The sequence below is a fragment of the Kosakonia radicincitans DSM 16656 genome (assembly GCF_000280495.2).
GTDB classification, from domain to species: domain Bacteria; phylum Pseudomonadota; class Gammaproteobacteria; order Enterobacterales; family Enterobacteriaceae; genus Kosakonia; species Kosakonia radicincitans.
On record NZ_CP018016.1, the window covers coordinates 2032148 to 2048992 of the forward strand.

General features: G+C 48.6%; 25 protein-coding genes and 1 pseudogene. 20 read left to right on the plus strand and 6 right to left on the minus strand.

Annotation, left to right across the window (positions count from 1 at the left end):
- Positions 1 to 41: 41 nt before the first annotated feature.
- From Y71_RS09865 to Y71_RS30920, 4 genes are all read right to left on the minus strand, one after another.
- Entirely contained in the window at positions 42 to 2168 is a 2127-nt protein-coding gene (locus Y71_RS09865; protein ID WP_007371406.1) for a 3'-5' exonuclease, read from the minus strand.
- Positions 2169 to 2308: 140 nt separating this feature from the next.
- Complete coding sequence (locus tag Y71_RS09870) at positions 2309 to 2665, minus strand: RrF2 family transcriptional regulator (RefSeq protein ID WP_007371407.1); 357 nt, start codon at positions 2663 to 2665, stop codon at positions 2309 to 2311.
- Positions 2666 to 2699: 34 nt separating this feature from the next.
- Complete coding sequence (locus Y71_RS09875; protein WP_007371408.1) at positions 2700 to 2885, minus strand: DUF1482 family protein; 186 nt, start codon at positions 2883 to 2885, stop codon at positions 2700 to 2702.
- Positions 2882 to 3004, minus strand: coding sequence for a hypothetical protein (locus Y71_RS30920; protein WP_007371409.1), 123 nt, complete (start codon positions 3002 to 3004; stop codon positions 2882 to 2884). The genes Y71_RS09875 and Y71_RS30920 overlap by 4 nt, the downstream gene beginning before the upstream one ends.
- Before the next feature lie 123 nt (positions 3005 to 3127).
- On the opposite strand from Y71_RS30920, the gene Y71_RS09880 reads away from it, so the two are divergent.
- The gene (locus Y71_RS09880; RefSeq protein WP_035942203.1) at positions 3128 to 3649 is read left to right on the plus strand and encodes a hypothetical protein; all 522 of its coding nucleotides are present in this window, start codon (positions 3128 to 3130) and stop codon (positions 3647 to 3649) included.
- A 340-nt stretch (positions 3650 to 3989) separates the two neighbouring features.
- On the opposite strand, the gene Y71_RS09885 is transcribed toward Y71_RS09880, so the two are convergent.
- Complete coding sequence (locus Y71_RS09885) at positions 3990 to 4376, minus strand: helix-turn-helix domain-containing protein (RefSeq protein ID WP_035942205.1); 387 nt, start codon at positions 4374 to 4376, stop codon at positions 3990 to 3992.
- Positions 4377 to 4477: 101 nt separating this feature from the next.
- Here Y71_RS09885 and Y71_RS09890 point away from each other — a divergent pair, with 101 nt between their 5' ends.
- The 14 genes and pseudogenes from Y71_RS09890 to Y71_RS09960 all read left to right on the plus strand — a co-directional run bounded on the left by Y71_RS09890 (position 4478) and on the right by Y71_RS09960 (position 12605).
- Entirely contained in the window at positions 4478 to 4723 is a 246-nt protein-coding gene (locus tag Y71_RS09890) for a transcriptional regulator (RefSeq protein ID WP_035942207.1), read from the plus strand.
- A complete protein-coding gene (locus Y71_RS09895; RefSeq protein ID WP_007371411.1) occupies positions 4708 to 5262 on the plus strand; it encodes a toxin YdaT family protein in 555 nt (184 codons plus the stop codon). Before Y71_RS09890 ends, Y71_RS09895 begins: the two co-directional genes overlap by 16 nt.
- Before the next feature lie 55 nt (positions 5263 to 5317).
- Entirely contained in the window at positions 5318 to 6121 is an 804-nt protein-coding gene (locus Y71_RS09900) for a DUF1376 domain-containing protein (protein WP_007371412.1), read from the plus strand.
- A gap of 2 nt (positions 6122 to 6123) precedes the next feature.
- Entirely contained in the window at positions 6124 to 6864 is a 741-nt protein-coding gene (locus tag Y71_RS09905) for an ATP-binding protein (protein ID WP_007371413.1), read from the plus strand.
- Positions 6865 to 6883: 19 nt separating this feature from the next.
- Entirely contained in the window at positions 6884 to 7324 is a 441-nt protein-coding gene (locus Y71_RS09910) for a PerC family transcriptional regulator (protein ID WP_035942209.1), read from the plus strand.
- Positions 7318 to 7629, plus strand: coding sequence for a hypothetical protein (locus Y71_RS09915; RefSeq protein ID WP_050998890.1), 312 nt, complete (start codon positions 7318 to 7320; stop codon positions 7627 to 7629). Before Y71_RS09910 ends, Y71_RS09915 begins: the two co-directional genes overlap by 7 nt.
- Before the next feature lie 91 nt (positions 7630 to 7720).
- A complete protein-coding gene (locus Y71_RS30360) occupies positions 7721 to 7873 on the plus strand; it encodes a hypothetical protein (RefSeq protein ID WP_172745714.1) in 153 nt (50 codons plus the stop codon).
- A 72-nt stretch (positions 7874 to 7945) separates the two neighbouring features.
- Positions 7946 to 8149 (plus strand): hypothetical protein, encoded by a 204-nt coding sequence (locus Y71_RS09920; protein WP_007371416.1) that lies wholly within the window; start codon positions 7946 to 7948, stop codon positions 8147 to 8149.
- 132 nt (positions 8150 to 8281) lie between these two features.
- Positions 8282 to 8506, plus strand: a pseudogene (locus tag Y71_RS31080) (hypothetical protein); the annotation flags it as partial.
- 679 nt (positions 8507 to 9185) lie between these two features.
- Complete coding sequence (locus Y71_RS09935) at positions 9186 to 9722, plus strand: hypothetical protein (RefSeq protein WP_145954131.1); 537 nt, start codon at positions 9186 to 9188, stop codon at positions 9720 to 9722.
- An 878-nt stretch (positions 9723 to 10600) separates the two neighbouring features.
- On the plus strand, positions 10601 to 10795 hold the full coding sequence (locus Y71_RS09945; RefSeq protein WP_007371419.1) for a hypothetical protein: 195 nt from the start codon (positions 10601 to 10603) through the stop codon (positions 10793 to 10795).
- Positions 10792 to 11160 carry a RusA family crossover junction endodeoxyribonuclease gene (locus tag Y71_RS09950; RefSeq protein ID WP_007371420.1) on the plus strand — a complete coding sequence of 123 codons (369 nt, stop codon included), beginning with the start codon at positions 10792 to 10794 and terminating at the stop codon, positions 11158 to 11160. Before Y71_RS09945 ends, Y71_RS09950 begins: the two co-directional genes overlap by 4 nt.
- Positions 11145 to 12197, plus strand: coding sequence for a DUF968 domain-containing protein (locus tag Y71_RS09955; protein ID WP_007371421.1), 1053 nt, complete (start codon positions 11145 to 11147; stop codon positions 12195 to 12197). Before Y71_RS09950 ends, Y71_RS09955 begins: the two co-directional genes overlap by 16 nt.
- Positions 12198 to 12212: 15 nt before the next feature.
- A complete protein-coding gene (locus Y71_RS09960; protein WP_035942215.1) occupies positions 12213 to 12605 on the plus strand; it encodes an antiterminator Q family protein in 393 nt (130 codons plus the stop codon).
- A 15-nt stretch (positions 12606 to 12620) separates the two neighbouring features.
- On the opposite strand, the gene Y71_RS29970 is transcribed toward Y71_RS09960, so the two are convergent.
- Entirely contained in the window at positions 12621 to 12971 is a 351-nt protein-coding gene (locus Y71_RS29970) for a collagen-like triple helix repeat-containing protein (protein ID WP_145954132.1), read from the minus strand.
- Between the two features lie 294 nt (positions 12972 to 13265).
- Between Y71_RS29970 and Y71_RS09965 the strand changes: the two genes are divergently transcribed.
- The 5 genes from Y71_RS09965 to Y71_RS09985 all read left to right on the plus strand — a co-directional run bounded on the left by Y71_RS09965 (position 13266) and on the right by Y71_RS09985 (position 16790).
- Positions 13266 to 14327 (plus strand): DNA-methyltransferase, encoded by a 1062-nt coding sequence (locus Y71_RS09965; protein WP_007371423.1) that lies wholly within the window; start codon positions 13266 to 13268, stop codon positions 14325 to 14327.
- 140 nt (positions 14328 to 14467) lie between these two features.
- Positions 14468 to 14791 carry a phage holin, lambda family gene (locus Y71_RS09970; protein WP_007371424.1) on the plus strand — a complete coding sequence of 108 codons (324 nt, stop codon included), beginning with the start codon at positions 14468 to 14470 and terminating at the stop codon, positions 14789 to 14791.
- Positions 14772 to 15215: a lysozyme gene (locus Y71_RS09975; protein ID WP_145954133.1), complete on the plus strand. Its 444-nt coding sequence runs from the start codon at positions 14772 to 14774 to the stop codon at positions 15213 to 15215. Before Y71_RS09970 ends, Y71_RS09975 begins: the two co-directional genes overlap by 20 nt.
- On the plus strand, positions 15212 to 15757 hold the full coding sequence (locus tag Y71_RS09980; RefSeq protein ID WP_007371426.1) for a hypothetical protein: 546 nt from the start codon (positions 15212 to 15214) through the stop codon (positions 15755 to 15757). The genes Y71_RS09975 and Y71_RS09980 overlap by 4 nt, the downstream gene beginning before the upstream one ends.
- A gap of 121 nt (positions 15758 to 15878) precedes the next feature.
- Positions 15879 to 16790, plus strand: coding sequence for a hypothetical protein (locus Y71_RS09985; protein ID WP_081120734.1), 912 nt, complete (start codon positions 15879 to 15881; stop codon positions 16788 to 16790).
- Positions 16791 to 16845 lie beyond the last annotated feature (55 nt).

A 16845-nucleotide genomic window follows, 5' to 3' on the forward strand; every position in this document is an offset into this window, starting at 1 on the left:
AATATTAACTGGCCGGTTGGTTTAATAGTGATTTTCGAAAATCAGTTTGCTGTCAGGCGCTGCCAGATGGCGGAAACGTATTTAACCTGGTGGCGGGCATCGGCTAGAGCGTTGTGCTGCTCCCCTTCGAAGGGGATGGTGTAGCGAGGGTTTATACCGACAGCCTTTCCAAGTTCAACAATTGTCCTGACGTCCCGATCATTCCGGAACGGTGTGGGAAAGGGGGTATCGGTCAACGCAAATGCCCGGCGCAAAATCACGTTATCGTATGTGGCGCCATTGCCCCATATCTGGACTGTATCGCTGCCATTTGCTGAGTTCTCTGCGATAAAGTCTGCCAGCAATTCGAGCGACTCAAGCAACCCTGACGCGTCATCAGTAGTAATCGCAGATCGGGCTTCGGAAGATTGCTTAAGCCACCAGATAATAGTGTCGGCATCCGGCTGCGCGCCGAACGACATGGAGGAAGCCAGACTGACGGCCTGAAAAAACTCGGCTCCCATTCTGCTGGTGGCTGGATCGAAGAATATGGCGGCAATCGCCACGATTGGGGAATTAGAGCCTGATCCCATCGCTTCTATATCTACCATCAGATGGGTGAAAAAAAACTCAGCATTTTGATGAACGGCATCCATATTTAACGGAGTTGTGGGTTTACCATCTGCAACATCGCTTTCATTTGGCACATTTGCTGTTTGGCTTTCCTGAATTTCAGCACCAACCGGGGTTTCATCACTGACAGTTTTTTCCATCTGCACATCTGCTGGTTTCTCCGCTGGCTGAGTTTCTCTGACGAGTGATTCAACTGAAAAAATACCGTTACCCAGGTTTGCCACTGGTGATGTGGATTCCTGCTGCGTGATGATTTTCTCTGCCACTTGTTTTCCAACCACAGAGAATTCAGTAGAAAGTTTATCGAGGCTTTCAATCGGTTCGGTTCCCTGAATCACGTCGGCGACGACAGCAACGCTGTCTATATGGCGCGCCGCCGTAAGCATTTCTTCCGTTGGTTTTTCGTGGTCGCTCTCCGTGAGATACGTATTGATGAATAAGCGAAGCTTTTCCGGTGAGTGGGTGATATTTTCAGGAGCGGAACGTACAACAGCAAAAATAGCCGCGCGGGAATAGTCCAACACCCCTGGAGTGTTGCGCAGCACTGCCGACCATTCTTTGAATGGGCTTTCTTTGCCCGCGACAATGTCTTTGGCGCGGCGGTGGATAGATAACGGGATATTGTAGATATCGAAATCCATCGGCAGGGTGGCGGCTGCAATCTCAGCGTCGAGGGTATCCAGCCTATGGACATAGCTGGCATTACGGTCGGTAGAGTTCCCGCCGCCTGCGTTAGTGCCACTGTCTGTTCGCTGAATAGCGGATATGCGCTTGCCGGCAGCCCACTCTTTCACAAGCAGCCCACGATCAATATGATGGGTGTCAGACCATGCCTGAACGAACTGAACCATAACAGCAAGTTCATGGCGTTTTTCTTCCGGGAATACTGACTTGATGGCGCTGGTTAACTTCCATAGTTCGTGTGTTGTCAGATTCTCAATGCCGGGGATGTTTCGTGTTGCAAGGAGCAGGTTCTGAACATGACTATTGTCGCTGTCCAGTTCCATCGCACCAATCTCAACCCGCTGTGACATGGTGACGTGGTGGCGGAATTTGTCACTAAGATACTGCGCGATAATGCGCTGAGGAAGGCGCAAGCGAGAGACCGGGTATTCAGTGTTTGCGTCATCGTCAGGAGTAATATCAGAATCACCGGCAACCGGGGGCTGCGCTGATTCATATAGCGTTCCTGGTTGTGTTTCGCCCACATCCGGATTCAAATTTTCTGGTGCTGGTGCTGGTGCTGGTGCTGGTGCTGGTGCTGGTGCTGCTATATTGACGATTTTCTGCCATGAAAGACCGTCGTCGCCAAGCTCATAACGATCACACCAGGTTTCATCCAGAGCACCTTCCTCCGGCAGGTCGTCAACGACAAACCAGTTTGTTCGCACAGGTAACTGGTGGTTGTGTCCCCGGCCAACTTCTATGCCAGCATCTTCCAGGATATTGAGTATTTCACGATCCGCACGTGCGTCGGTTTTGGCAGATAGCCAGCAGAACAGATTTTTCGCGTCAGATTTTGCTTTAGCTTTGATAAGGAATGCATAGGTGTTCATTGCGTTCGGGTTCCTTTGGGTTGTAAGATACCCGGCAGCTGATGTCAGCCGCCTGCGGTTGGTCATTGGTCAAAACTCGTTTCCGGAAAGCTTTGGTCGGCTGACCGGGTACTTAACCCGCCTTGCGCGGGTTTTGTGCTTTATGCGGCCAGGCGTTTTCTTTGCCGGGCAGCAAGTCGTGTTACGGAGATATCTTCGAGGGTTTCCAGTACAGGCTGGAAATCACTGTCTTCGGGGATGTTGGTTACGGCGCGGATCACCGCCGCAACGCTGATATCCTCATCGGGATGTGCCAGAAAATAGCCGCCACCTGGTCCGCGCTGGCTGGTGACAATGCCTGCGGCGCGAAGTTTAGCGAAAATCTGTTCGAGGTATGAAACGGACAATTTCACCTCTAAACTGAGAGTGGTGATAGTGACTGGTTCACCGCTGTAAATGCGCTTAAAGGCTGTAACCACACGGACTGCGGCAATTACTCGTTTAAGTCCAAATTCCATAATTCACTCCGGTTAGACGCTGATCAAAACTCGCTTACATCTTCACTGCTGGCTGTTGGTCGTCAGCCATTTTGCGATAAGGAAGACATTCCCCCTGAACTGCCTGTTCCGCAGCTGCGCTACGACAATCAGCTTCCGATGGATAAAGCCCTAAAGGCGCATCAAAGCATTCGCCTGTAATGGAGCAGACAGAGATCACCAAATAAAAAAGAGTGTTCACGCTTTTATCTCCGGGTTACCTTTCTGCGCCAGGAAATAGCACAGCTTCCGGATGAATACTTCAGCCAGATTTAGCCGGACTGCCTGACAGCTAATTTTCCTGCGTGCATAGTCGATCATCGTTATCTCCTGTTTAGTTGTGCCTGTCTTTTCACCACATCAGGCTCAGTGGCTCCTGGTCATTCCCCAACGACAAGGATTCGGTTAATCTGGATATCCCCAACGACAAGAAGAGTATTCAACGTGATCGCTGAACTTTCGGCGGCTATGGCCGCTATCAAGGAGACTGCGAGTCTCGTCAAATTAATCAGTGACGCTAAAACTGATGCCGAAGTTAAAGCTGCAACAATTGAACTTCAAAGCAAGCTTCTAACTCTTCAGTCGGAATGTTTTGCTCTTGGCGATGCGATCCGCTCTCGTGACGAAGACGTGATGCTTCTCAAAGCAAAAATTACAGAATTTGAAGACTTTCAATCCGAGTCTGAAGGTTATGCACTTCACCAAACGGAGGCTGGTTCTTTGGTGTACTCGAAGCAGCTTGTTGTGGGTAATTCGCAAATAACTGTGAATGCATGCCCACATTGTTTTAAGCAAAAGAAAATATCTATGCTTCAGCCGGGCATTGATAAAGCAGCGAAAGCTTCTTTCTGGGTACATTTTTGTCCATCCTGTCATGCAGAATTTAAAATGGATAAAACACCGGCGGCGAAGAATCCCCAAAAAAGAACAATTGCAAATCACTTCAACGATCGAGGTGCTTGGTAGTTGCGATTGGGACATCCAGATTTTTAAAGAGCTAAGCGCCCTATGGGCGCTTTTTTTCTGCCGGTAACGCTGGCTAGCGGAACGTGTACTACCTGCTGCGCGTGTTAGTAAAAAAGCCATCTTATCCGGTGTTTCATATGCCGCCGGCAGCTACTACGTGGGCGTCCTGCCTTGATAGCTATTGCTTAACACGATTAAAGCATTGGTTTATAAATTATGTCAACTATGAACTTATAAAAAAATAAACTTTTGCTTTCCGTGGTTGATAACGATTTTGGAGGGATTTTTCGGGTACAAAAAAACCGGCTTTAGCCGGTTTTATGGGATTTCATGGATAAAATTACTTGGTTTCTTGCTTAAAGCGACCGCGTAGATATTTCTCCACGTAGTCATCAATTTCTTTCAAACGAATCTGAAAGAGATCAACCATCCTTTCTTGTTCTGACTCAGGGAGTTGCCTAAATAATTTAAGCATTTTGCTCTCGTTTGGCTTTAAACCAGAGTCTTCTTCAACTTCCTCACCCAAGAGCCATGCTACTGACACACCAGCAGCTTCCGCTATTGCTACAGCAGATTTTTTACTTATCGCGCCTCTTTTAAACCAGCCATTGACAGCCTGAGGTGTTACACCAGCTATGCGAGCCATATCTGCTTTGCTGATGCCTCTTTCGGTCAGTTCAACTAAGCGCGCTATCTGCTGAGTGTCGAATTCATCTTTTGATTTCATGGATTCATTGTAAATGTTTGGTTTATGCCCGCAATAACGTAAATATTGATCTTTATATAAACCTATGCTTTATTGTCTCTACCTTAACGAGGAGATGAAGCATGACAGCTCTTGATCACGCAATTCGAACGGCAGGTTCTGCCAATAGGTTGGCAACTGCCATTGGCGTCAGCGGAATGGCCATCAGCCAATGGAAAAAAAATAACGGTGTTGTTCCGGCGTCACGAGTTTTGAAGGTTTTTTCCGTAACCGGGGTTACACCTCACGAACTTAGACCTGACCTTTATCCGAACCCTACTGATGGGATCCCCCAACTGCCGGAGACCGCAGCATGCAAACCGCAATAGTTACAAATCGTATGCGAAGTGCGGCTGGCTCCCTGAAATCTAAAAATCAGATTGAACCGCGGCGCCGCGACAATATGAAACGCTTGAGCGTATTTGATGCTGTCCGCGTGTGGGAGAAAACCCTACCGGGACAGGCTCAGGAAACTATCGCCCGGCTGGTGGCTGAGGAATGGCAGCGCATCGGTGGGCGGGGGATCACGGTCAACAAGCAGAACCTGTTCCGGTATCTCCGTAACGATGGTGGCTCTGAAAAATATAACCGCTACGTAATGCATCTTCTGCCCGCTATTGCAGCCGCAATGCCAATCGAAATTGCCCGAAAGTTTGGTCTCCGATCCGGTAAAACCGAAGCGGAGCTGGTGGCCAGCGCTATTAAAGAATGTGGGGAAGCGCACCAGGCAAAGCTACTCGGCGCACCAGTGCATCGACTGGAAAAAGAGATATGGGAAGCCGCTACATCCCTGTATGCAATGTTGCCTCGAGAAATCTCCGAGCCAGCTCTGGCGCTGCTCAGCACTCTGGCGCCGCAATGTTTTTGATTCGAGTTTTGACCAATGACCATCACGTCCGGGAAACCGGGCATCAGGAGTAACCATGGCCGCGCTGCCTTACATGCAACTTTACATTGCTGATTACCTGGCGGACACCATGCATCTGTCCACTGAGGAGCATGGCGCGTATTTGCTTCTCATGTTCAATTACTGGCAAACGGGGCGGGCCATACCCAAAAACCGCCTGGAGAAAATTGCCCGCTTAAGTAACGACCGTTGGGCTGCCGTTGAACCATCGTTAAAAGAATTTTTTTCAGATAACGGTTCCGAGTGGGTTCATGAACGTATTGAGCGTGATCTTGAAACGGTTCGGTCCTCTATCAGCCAAAAGTCCGAGGCAGGAAAAGCATCAGCAAGAGCGAGAAAAGCCAAAAAACAAACGGGAGGTGAACGAGAAACTAACGAGCGTTCAACGGCTGTTGAATCGCCGTTAGAACAGGAGACTAACGAGAATGTAACTAATAAAGATCCAGATATAGATACAGATCTAAAAGAAAACCCAGAGAGAGAGAGGGAGGGCGCGCAACAAGAATTTTTGCCACCATTCGGGAAATTTCCGATCACTGATGACTGGTTACCGGGTGCTGAATTTGTAGGTCAGGCGGCACTGTGGGGAATAAACCTCGGTGAGCAACCCGGATATACCGCTGTTGAGTTGCAGCAATTCCGCGATTACTGGAAATGCGAAGGGAAGGTTAAGCACCACATTCAGTGGGAACAGACTTTCGCAACCAGCCTGAAAGCATCACGTGCCAAAACTGCCGCACAGGCGCAAACCCCGCGCCGTCAGCCAGCCTTTGGCGTTTCGACACCCGACACGGCGATCCCGCCGGGATTCAGGGGGTAACGATGAAATCGACGAGTGACATTCTTGGTCGTCTGCAGCGACTGATTCCAGCAGGCATTCAGCCTAAGTTTACCAGCGCCGCTGAGTTAATGGCCTGGCAGCAGGAGGAGGGGCGCAAGCGAGCAGCAGAGCTGGAAAAAGCGAATCAGCGTGCACGTTCAGAGAAAATTTTTGGACGGTCTGGCATCTGCGATTTGCACCGGAATTGCACCTTCGCAAATTACCAGGTGAGCAACGACGGGCAAAAACACGCGCTGACGCTGGCAAAAAGTTATGCCCATAACTTCGGCAGCGGTTTCGCCAGCTTCGTTTTCAGCGGTGGCTGCGGTACAGGGAAAAATCATCTGGCTGCTGCCGTCGGTAATTACCTGCTGCAGCGTGATCACACGGTGCTGGTGGTGACCGTTCCTGACCTGATGCTGCGCGCTCGCAAATGTTACGACGAAGGGCAATCTGAATCGGCATTGCTGGATGACCTGTGCAAGGTTGATTTGCTGGTGCTGGATGAGGTCGGTGTACAGCGCGACACCCGCAACGAGTGGGTATTGCTGAATCAAATTATCGATCGCCGCCTGGCGGCAATGAAACCTGTGGGGGTGCTGACCAACCTGAATTTTGACGAGTTATCGAAAATCTTGGGTGAACGGGCAATGGACCGTTTGACCATGGATAACGGCATCTGGGTGAATTTTACCTGGGGGAGTTACCGCAAAAATGTGACTCATTTGCGGCTTGTTAAATAACTAAGACGAGTTTTGACCAATGACCAGACAAAAACGAGTAACCCAAATTGATCGCGTAGCAGTTTTCGTAGCGCAGAACCCTGGGTGTGTACTGGGTGACATCTGTGAAGCTTTCGACACTCCGGCAGGAACCACAGGGCATCAACTCAGGAAGCTGGTGACGCGCAATCTTTTAAGCCGTGAGCATAACGGTACTCAGTACACCTATGCCGCAATTCCCGGCGCGGATATTCCAGACATCGACCTGGGTTTCGTGAGTGAAAAAGCGGATCCGAAAATCATGGGTGCGCAACTCGATGAGGCGAAAGCGCTTGAGGAACGCGGGTGCTGGAATCGTGCTGCAACAAAATACGCCGACATGATGGGACTGGCCCGCAATTCTCACGAAATCGCGTTTCTTTCGAAGCTTCGCGATAACTGCTTTCGGAAAGCTCAAAGCCGGAGAGTATCAGCATGTTGAAACCTAAACAGAAAGCCATCGTGGAATTCATCGAGGCTCACAAGGTCGCCACACCACGCCAGATTAGAACGTTGCTGGCGTGCGATATCCGCGAAGCATACGACCGCCTCAAACGCCTGCGCATGGCTGGCATCCTGAAAAACATCGGTAAGCCACGCCATCCTGAGTACCGGCTTGCGAGGTGCTGGCGGGCAAAGGTTAAAACGACTGAATGCCCTGTGGCGCCGCGGTCCGTAGCGGATATTTGCCGGGATAACTGGCATGGTTATCAGGTACACAAAATCTTCGGGAGTGCGCGGGCATGAATACCAGTTACAAGGGTAAGAGTTAGTAAAGGCGGGTCATGCATTTGCAGCGGCAATCGCAGCCGAAACCCCTCTCATTGAGATCGCGAAAATGGTCAGCAATCTGGCGAGTGCCCTGGATGTGCAGATAGTCCGTGTGCAGCAACTGACGTTGGAGAATACGGCACTGAAAGCATCATCAATTGATTACAGCGCTATCGTCCGGGAGTTTGAGCTGGTTGAAAGCTGGTTGAAAGCTGGTTGAAAGCTGGTTGAAAGCTGGTTGAAAGCTGGTTGAAAGCTGGTGAAAGCTGGTGAAAGCTGGGGAGGTGCAATTGTGAGCGTCCAAAAAACACATACCGGCATCGTTATTACGCGCGACGGGAAAAAGCGGATGAAGATACACGAAACCGCCGCCTCGTGGGTGGTTGGCAAAAGTGAGGTTTACCACAAAAAGACTGGTTATCGCTGGGGTGCTCCAAACATGCGCCGTCGCTTGCTGATGGAGACTATTAAACCAATCGCAGGAGAAGGTCAGTGAACGAGCGAGGAATGTTTTTTAACGGCGAAATGGTGTGTGCCATTCTCGACGGACGGAAAACGCAGGCCCGGCGGATTATCAAGCCTCCCTTTATCGATAAAAACCTAGACTGAGCGTTATCCGGCAATGAGCTGGTTGGCGAGGTTAACGCTGGAGATTACCGATGTGTACGTTGAGCGGTTGCACGCAATAAGTGAGCAAGATGCTAGAGCCGAGGGGAGAATCGCCGCCTCTGGCCCATTTGAGGTTTAACTGGCCTTCCATGAGCTGTGGTGCTCTCTCGGTCAAGATGATTGGCAGGCCAACCCGTGGATGCGGTTGATCGAATTCAAACGCGTTAAAGGTGGTGCAGCATGAGCAAAACAATAATGGCTAGGTTCATCCGCTGCGGGGATGTTCGTTTCCGCGATATGTGCGGCTCAAAATTTAGCCCGGTCTGTTGCAAAAGGGATTTGCGTGGTTACATCCGTGATGCAACATTGACGGCTGCGGATTCCATGTTTTATCTAATCGTCGACATTTGTGTGCGCATGCTGCAACCGATGGAGCTATATCGTACGCAGGGATCCCCGGGCTGGTATATCATCGTTTAGGGCTGTACTGGCAAGAAATACGCGAAAGATAAGCAGTTGGACCGCTGTGGTTCTGGTGAGAGCTAGCTTACCCGATTTTTGTGTAGAGAAGGAGCAAGCTACCTAAGTTTGTGTGCACTCAGGGGGGCGCGGTATTCTCCGCCCAGTAGCTCGATTGATGTCGGTACTTCGATTGGATGTTGTTGTGCTAGTTCTGTAGCTGGTAATACACGCGTCGAACAGTGTCTCTGTTCAATAATGTGCGGATAATCTTTAGGTAAAGTCCTAAAGTTTTGTTAGCATTATGACGATACTATTACTACCGATAAACACTAATTCTTCTAGTTGTTGAGGTACTTGAAATCGGAGAAAAAAGTGTATTACTTTTTTTTTAGTGTGTGTATTATAGCCATCACTGAATCTACACCACCTATGTACCAGGCTTACCTGTAATGGACGAGAGCATGCAGGAAGCACAAATACACAAACATGTTGCACAGAGTTTAGTAGGATTAGGTGCGAACATTGATGATGGTGCGTATGTAGATATTGAATTTTTTCTATCTGGTGATGACGCTCGACATCTTGTCATCAGATTATTGTTCATGCCTCCTTCTGATGACCCAGCTGCAGCAGAAACGATGTATGGCATGATAGGCGAAGATCTTGCTAAGAAACTCTCAGTTCAAGTTGTAAGTTTCTATGATCGTCGCTTTGATGAATCTCCTCCTGAAAATGGGGATTTTTTCGCAAAACCAAAAGATCAGTTTAATCTTCTGGTGCATGAGCTAAACTATCTGTATCGAACGATAGTTGAGATTATTTTCCGTGTCGCAGACACTGAACAGGTGGGACTAATCTTCTTCGGTGCTGACAATGCACGACTTAAGTGTGTCTATGATAGATACGTTAAGCGGTTCGCCGAAAAGATGGGGTTCTCATACAAGACCCAAGGAGCATACTATGCAATTAGAACGCAACACTACCCAGAAAGAGGGTAAGATCGACTATGATGCGGTTCACGCGCGTAAGGCCGAAATGTTGCAGCGTTTTCTGACTGCTAAAATTAAGGCAGAGAAGGCTGGAGCTACCGTCGTGAAACCTCTCTGATCTTACCTTTGTTCCTAAAAGCCCCCTTGAGGGGCTTTTTTTTTGTCTAATTTCCATACTTCTTCAACTAGCTACCGGATGCTGTGTCTAGCGGAGTTCGATGCTAAAGCACTGTTTTGGCATGTAACGGATGAAAGTCTATCTTGGGTGAATTACTTTTAAGTTCAATTAGTTAATAGCATTCGCATAATATGCTTGGCAGCGAGTGTACTTTTGTAATCTCTAGAATGTGCTTACTTATCATTGGGTTAATTTGTGTTGAAATGTGGCAGTCTTTTAAATACTGTATATATTAACAGTATTTAAGGGGTTGCTTTATCGCGTTGGTTAAACTCCCCGGTGTGGTTTAGCGGCTGGTGCTGAGCCAGAAAAAGAATGTACGCGCCGCTAGGCGCATAAGGGGGATTGGTGGAAAGTGATGTTTTGACCAGTTACGATCTGGTACGTCGGGATGATGGGGTTGTGGTGTTTACGTTTGATATGCCTGCAAATTTTAAGGCGCTTTTGTACAGGCAGGGGGAGACATATAGCTTCAGGCCCATGTCTCCTTCAGAAATTGTTGGCACTCCAAACCTGTTTATTCAGATGCTCGAACGTGCTGGTTACCGTGTTTCCCCAAACTCTGATATATTGCCTCCGCCAGCCTGAACAACTGGCAACCTGCTGCGCCCGGAGGGAAAACCGTGGCGCAGAAAACCCCACAAAATTGCATCATTAAACTGACGTTAATCAGCGCCAGTGATTTCTGCTGTCTCCATCGGGAGGCTGCATGAAAAAAGGCTGGTTTCATCACACCGACCTGACAGAAAGCCAGGCTAAAGAGCTTGTTGCTCGATATACAGCCAGAGGCGTTGAAACGGAGAAATCGCTATCGCCTGACTATCTCTCATGGATCGTCAGCGCATTATTGCCCGAAGGTAAAGCGCCCCGTCGCTGTGACTCAAAATTCCGGGGGCGCTCATGATTTATCCTATTGTGCCGATGGGCAAACCCCGTATGACCCGCTCTGACAAATGGAAAAAAAGACCGGAGGTGATGCGCTACCGTGCGTTTTGCGATGAGGTTCGGATCTGTGGCGTCGTTTTGCCCGTTGCCGGGGCGTACGTCACTTTTATTCTGCCGATGCCTGCGAGCTGGAGCAAAAAGAAGCGTGCTGAGATGAACGGGAAGCCGCACCAGGTGAAACCTGACAAAGACAACCTTGAAAAAGCGCTCCTTGATGCTTTGTTCGAAAACGATGCGCACATTTGGGATTCACGGGTAACAAAATTATGGGGTGAATCTGGCCAGATTATTATTGAGGAGGATGCTTTATGCGTGTTCTCCTGAAACCTGCCATATCAAGGGAAATGGGCATCGTATTGCTGAAACCCGGCAAACATCTGATGTCGCTCTTTGCATCCGGGCGCGTGCTGGTGGAGATGGAGCCAGCCAATATGGCCCACTTACCCAGCGGCGAAGTTCCACCAGCACACCAGCCTTTGATTGCAGATCCTGCGCTGGCGCCTTTTTTTTCCAACGAAAAAGTTATTGCTGCTGCTGGCGGGGTAGATGGTGTTGAATACTGGTTACGCGGAATGCGTGCCGGTTGCCAGTGGCCGCACTCCGACTATCACCACTCTGAGATGGTAACGTTGCGCTACTCACCAGCAGCGGTTCGGCTTTGCTGGAGTTGCGATAACCAGCTGCGCGAGCAGTCTCTCGATCAACTTTCTGCCATAGCCAGTAAAAATGCCGCCGAATATGTTATCCGCGCCGCGCGTGGCTTTCTTCATTTCAGGGACGATCATGAATTAACGCTGCCAGAGCTTTGCTGGTGGGCGTTTTGTCGGGATGTGTTGTCAGCGGTTCCGGGGGATATGGCTCGGAAGGCGTTACAACTTCCGGCACTGAGCACGCCAGATGTTATGCGTGAAAGTGACATTGTCCCATCAGTTCCGGCCACAAGCATTCTTGCCGAACATGCATCTGCCCCCGGTGTTACTGAGCTTTTGGATGCCAGATTTGAACCAGTACGCGAAAAGCCCGTGGTGTCTCTGATTGTTGATCCTGTGGCTCCGAAAACGCTTTTCAGACTTCCCAAGCGCAGTCGATGGGAAAATCCGAAATTCCTTGCATGGGTAAAAACTCAACCCTGCGCATGCTGCGGCAACCCTGCCGACGATCCACATCATCTTATTGGCTGGGGGCAGGGCGGAACTGGCACTAAAGCACATGATGCGTTCACCATCCCGCTCTGTAGACAACATCACGATGAACTGCACGGCAACGCCGGAGTGGCTGCGTTCGAACGTAAATACGGCACACAGCCGGAGTTAATCATCAAATTGCTGGACCGGGCGCTCGTTCTCGGCGTGCTGGCGTAAGAGTGGAGATAACTGATGCGTGATATTCAAAAGGTACTGGATTTGTGGGGATCATGGGCAGCGAGTGACTCATGTAATGTCGATTTTTCGCCGATAGCCGCCGGGTTCAAAGGACTTCTGCCGCAGACAGGGAAGACCAGAATTATGTGCTCAGACAATGACGGATTAATTATCGAAGGTTGCATGGTGCGGTTGATGAAGAAACGGCCCTATGATTATCATCTGCTGGTGGGACACTACGTCTACAGGGTTTCTAAGCGTCAGATGGCAAAAAAAAGGAAGAAGAGCGAAAAGCAAATCCGAATAGAAATGATGCTGGCCGAAGGGTTTATTGATGGCTGTCTATCAATGCTGGACATTAAACTAGAAATGGATTCAGTAACTATAAGGCAGGTCGTCGAAAGCTGACGGCCTGCCAAAATATTAAAAGTAATCTTCTAAAATAGTTTGTGACCAACCGCCAAACCCCGGCCTTCCTGGTACTCCTGCTAGTCCTGGCCTGCCGGGTTTTCCTGCTAAACCTGGGACTCCTGGGGCTCCAGCTAATCCTGGTATGCTTGGTAAACGTCCGTTAGGATTTCTTAGAAATCCTAACGCTTTGTTATGACTATCATAGAGCACCCGACCTTCAAACCATCCTATATGCATTCCTCTAAGTGAATAAATGTTATTGCCATGTATCCACGCAATAACTACACCGCGATTATTTCTTAGACAATCATCGTCAAATAATACGGTTGGCCTGCCATTTCGGTTATAAATCCATTCAACCATCTAGTCATACCTCTCAAGTTAAAGCCATGAAAAGAATATTCAGATTTCCCTGTAAATAAGTTAATGCGGTCCGCACTTTTTAGTATATCGTGTTAAGGGTGGTCATTTAGACACGAACTTAAACAAATTTATAACCTCGCTTCGGCGGGGTTTTTCTTTTTGTGGAATGGGCGGCTGGTGGGTGTTGTAGCACCCGGCCAGCCATTCGCTCATGTCTGAGATCACAAGCGAACCAAGGCCCACTGCTTTAGCGCAAAAGCATAGTGAGCCTACCAGAGTCCCGCTTACTGATCTATGAAAAACACTGTAAAAATATCCAGTATTGAGTTAATTAACGCTGATTGCCTGCATTACATACAATCACTTCCTGATAATTCCATTGACCTGATTGTTACCGATCCGCCTTACTTCAAGGTAAAGCCGAACGGCTGGGATAATCAGTGGAAAGGGGACGAGGATTACTTAAAGTGGCTCGACGGCTGTCTGGCACAATTCTGGCGAGTCCTCAAACCCTCGGGTAGCATCTACCTGTTTTGTGGTCATCGCCTTGCAGCCGATATCGAGTTGATGATGCGCCGCCGTTTCAGTGTGCTGAATCACATCATCTGGGCAAAACCCTCGGGCCGCTGGAACGGCTGTAACAAAGAAAGCCTGCGGTCTTACTTCCCGGCGACCGAGCGCGTTCTCTTTGCAGAGCATTATCTGGGGCCGTACAGGCCGAAAGACGATGGCTACGAGCGGAAGGGTACTGAGTTGAAGCAAAGCCTGATGGCACCCCTGATTGAGTATTTTCAGAATGCCCGCGCTTCGCTTGGTGTGGCATCGAAAGAAATTGCCGCCGCCACGGGTAAGAAAAACATGGTCTCGCACTGGTTCGGAGCCAGCCAGTGGCAACTGCCGGGCGAGGCTGATTACCAAAAGTTACAGGCGCTATTCACCCGAATAGCCACAGAGAAGCACCAGCGGAGCGAGCTGGTTCAACCCCACCACCAACTCGTGGCCACGTACCATTCGCTTAACCGTAAATACTGCGAGCTGGTGGAAGAATACAAATCTCTCCGTCGGTATTTTGCTGTTACCTCCGTGGTTCCATATACGGATGTCTGGACTTACAAGCCTGTGCAGTTTTACCCCGGAAAACACCCGTGCGAAAAGCCAGCGGACATGTTGAGGGACATTATCAACGCCAGCAGCAGGCCCGGTGATCTCGTTGCCGATTTTTTCATGGGGTCAGGATCAGCGATTAAAGAAGCGGTGAAACTGGGGCGCGCAGCTGTTGGTGTTGAACTCGAAACAGAGCAGTTCAATCAGACAGTTAAAGAAATAAACGAGCAGGTTAGCAGGGATGCTAAATAACGAACATAAACCCGCGACAGCGGGTTTTTCTATTTTCAGGCCTCGGGAATCAACATCAGATGGCTCGTTGTTAAATGCAGCCCGAAGGCCTGAATCCCTTTCACGCACACAGCACCCCGTCTAATCGGAGGTGAGAGACTATGAAAATGCCTTACAAACAAGATTTCATTGCTGCTCTACTGGCTGCAAAAGAGCAGGGTATTGGCGCAATGCTGGCGTTTGCAATGGCGTATCTCCGGGGACGCTATAACGGCGGCCCAATCATGAAAACGCTTATCGATGCCACCATGTGCGCGATGATCGCCTGGTTTGCCCGTGACCTGCTGGATTTCTTCGGCCTGGCTAAAAACCTGTCGTATATCGCCAGTGTGTTTATTGGCTACGTAGGTACGGATTTTATCGGCGGCTTCATCAAACGCTTCGCCGCCAGAAAAGCAGGGGTAGATGATGCAAATCAGCAATAAAGGGATCGCCTTAATCAAGCAGTTTGAAGGTCTGCGGCTTGATGCTTATCAGGACAGCGTTGGTGTGTGGACGATTGGTTATGGCTGGACGCAACCGGTGGATGGCAAACCTATCACTAAGGGCATGGTCATCAAGCAGGAAACTGCCGAGCGCCTGCTTAAAACTGGCCTGGTAAGTTACGAAAGTGATGTGTCCAAACTGGTGAAGGTGAAGCTGACTCAGGGGCAGTTTGATGCGCTGGTGTCGTTTGCCTACAACCTCGGAACGCGCGCGCTTTCCACGTCCACGCTCCTGAAAAAGCTGAATGCCGGTGATTATGACGGCGCAGCGGATGAGTTTCCGCGCTGGAATAAGGCGGGTGGTAAGGAGCTTGCCGGGCTGACCCGTCGCCGCGAGGCAGAGTTCGCTCTGTTTATGTCGTGATTGCAGCGCTGTTAAAGCGCTACTGGCTCCAGTTGTCGGTAATAGCGCTGGTGGCTGTGCTGGCTTTACTACTGATGAAAACGAGGACGGATCTCAGCGTATCGGAGAGCGAAAAGCGTGTGCTGAAGTCAGATAACGCGTTGCAAGGACAGGTGATAGCCACACAGGCATTCAATGTGAACCGGTTTAATCAGGTGGCACAGTTAGCAGCCAGAGCTAATGCCGACGTCGCCAGCGATGCCGAAAACACCGTAATTGAATACCGGGAGATTCTTCGCCGTGAGAAAACCTGTGATCTGCCTGTTCCTGCTCATATCGCTGACGGGCTGCTCTCGTACGCAAACCGTTTACGTTCCAGCGCAATGCACTCCGATTCCGGCGGCACTGACGCAGCCAGTCTTACCCCCACTGCCGCCCGCCGCATAACTTACTGCCAAGCTGTTCTATGGATTAATCCGCTGCTGGCAGCCATTGACAAAGCTAATAACCAGCTAGCTGGAATTCGACAAATAGAAATAGAGAGAGTTAGTCCAGCAAGGTAGAGAACGTAACGTGACGAACTCCCCCAAAACTTCTTCAATTATCCATGTATTTTAAAAAGAGATTTAATTATATTTTACAAAGTGTATTTTAGTGAAATGCGAAGAATGAAGAGGATTCGGAATGATATCAATTCTTTTTGGGGCTGGAGCAAGCTGGGGTTCTGAGGAAAACCAGCCATCGCCACCGTTAGGTATACATCTTTTTGATGAGCTAAATAAACTCGGAGGAAGTTTCTCAAAGCTTTCGGAGGCGCAAAAAAAAGAGTTTGAATTGAATGGCTTTGAGGCTGGAATGCGTTTAATACCAAATGATAGTGAAGTTATTAACCCCCTTCAGATTGAGCTGGCTTTGTTTTTAGCCCAGTACAGACCTACACTAGATAGCGCCTATGTTAAATTATTTAAAATGTTAGGTGAGCTAAGAAAGAAAATATATATTTTAACTTTGAACTATGATCTACTTATAGAGCAATCCTTGTTCATGTGTGGTGATAAAAAAGTCGAATATGGTCTTCTAAAAGATAGTGTGTCAGTCCTGAAAGTTCATGGTTCATGTAATTTTGTTCCTGATATTAATCCTAGTATTAAAATTGGGAAGATTGTTGCAAAGGATTGTGAGTCATTCGTTGAGACACATAATCCTAGGATTTTAAATAACTATTTTGAACTTAAGTCATGGTCTGAAAGTCATTATGGACAGTTGTTTAGTCCAATAATGTGCTTATTTAACATGGAAAAGAAAGCAGTGATGAATGCAATGATGATCGAAACATTAAAGAAAAGTTATGTAACGGCAATCATGCAATCGAATTTTATTTTTATTGTTGGTGTCAATTATGTCCCACATGACTCTCATGTTTGGGATTCTGTTTTGTCTTCTAGCGCTGAATTGATAATTGTTGATCCTAAGCCGTCTGAGAGTTTTATTTCCATTTTAAATGAAAAGAATGTTAACTATACGTTAATAAAAAAAGGTTTCTATGAGTCTGTAGTAAGACTGGCTGGAATGATTAAGGTTAGATCAAGGAAATAGTAACCGGGACGATTGTTTGAAAAGCTACAGGTTGAACGAATGAAATTCTTGGATA

Bases quoted from the DNA above. Each gene is read 5' to 3' on its own strand.
- Y71_RS30360 (WP_172745714.1), top strand. From the start codon at position 7,721: ATGGTCAGCAATCTGGCGAGTGCCCTGGATGTGCAGATAGTCCGTGTG.
- Y71_RS09975 (WP_145954133.1), top strand. From the start codon at position 14,772: ATGATGCAAATCAGCAATAAAGGGATCGCCTTAATCAAGCAGTTTGAA.
- Y71_RS09955 (WP_007371421.1), top strand. From the start codon at position 11,145: ATGCGTGTTCTCCTGAAACCTGCCATATCAAGGGAAATGGGCATCGTA.
- Y71_RS09885 (WP_035942205.1), bottom strand. From the start codon at position 4,376: ATGAAATCAAAAGATGAATTCGACACTCAGCAGATAGCGCGCTTAGTT.
- Y71_RS09910 (WP_035942209.1), top strand. From the start codon at position 6,884: ATGACCAGACAAAAACGAGTAACCCAAATTGATCGCGTAGCAGTTTTC.
- Y71_RS09915 (WP_050998890.1), top strand. From the start codon at position 7,318: ATGTTGAAACCTAAACAGAAAGCCATCGTGGAATTCATCGAGGCTCAC.
- Y71_RS09950 (WP_007371420.1), top strand. From the start codon at position 10,792: ATGATTTATCCTATTGTGCCGATGGGCAAACCCCGTATGACCCGCTCT.
- Y71_RS09865 (WP_007371406.1), bottom strand. From the start codon at position 2,168: ATGAACACCTATGCATTCCTTATCAAAGCTAAAGCAAAATCTGACGCG.
- Y71_RS09905 (WP_007371413.1), top strand. From the start codon at position 6,124: ATGAAATCGACGAGTGACATTCTTGGTCGTCTGCAGCGACTGATTCCA.
- Y71_RS30920 (WP_007371409.1), bottom strand. From the start codon at position 3,004: ATGATCGACTATGCACGCAGGAAAATTAGCTGTCAGGCAGTCCGGCTA.
- Y71_RS09935 (WP_145954131.1), top strand. From the start codon at position 9,186: ATGCAGGAAGCACAAATACACAAACATGTTGCACAGAGTTTAGTAGGA.
- Y71_RS09900 (WP_007371412.1), top strand. From the start codon at position 5,318: ATGGCCGCGCTGCCTTACATGCAACTTTACATTGCTGATTACCTGGCG.
- Y71_RS09965 (WP_007371423.1), top strand. From the start codon at position 13,266: ATGAAAAACACTGTAAAAATATCCAGTATTGAGTTAATTAACGCTGAT.
- Y71_RS09870 (WP_007371407.1), bottom strand. From the start codon at position 2,665: ATGGAATTTGGACTTAAACGAGTAATTGCCGCAGTCCGTGTGGTTACA.
- Y71_RS29970 (WP_145954132.1), bottom strand. From the start codon at position 12,971: ATGGTTGAATGGATTTATAACCGAAATGGCAGGCCAACCGTATTATTT.
- Y71_RS09960 (WP_035942215.1), top strand. From the start codon at position 12,213: ATGCGTGATATTCAAAAGGTACTGGATTTGTGGGGATCATGGGCAGCG.
- Y71_RS09985 (WP_081120734.1), top strand. From the start codon at position 15,879: ATGATATCAATTCTTTTTGGGGCTGGAGCAAGCTGGGGTTCTGAGGAA.
- Y71_RS09945 (WP_007371419.1), top strand. From the start codon at position 10,601: ATGAAAAAAGGCTGGTTTCATCACACCGACCTGACAGAAAGCCAGGCT.
- Y71_RS09970 (WP_007371424.1), top strand. From the start codon at position 14,468: ATGAAAATGCCTTACAAACAAGATTTCATTGCTGCTCTACTGGCTGCA.
- Y71_RS09895 (WP_007371411.1), top strand. From the start codon at position 4,708: ATGCAAACCGCAATAGTTACAAATCGTATGCGAAGTGCGGCTGGCTCC.
- Y71_RS09890 (WP_035942207.1), top strand. From the start codon at position 4,478: ATGACAGCTCTTGATCACGCAATTCGAACGGCAGGTTCTGCCAATAGG.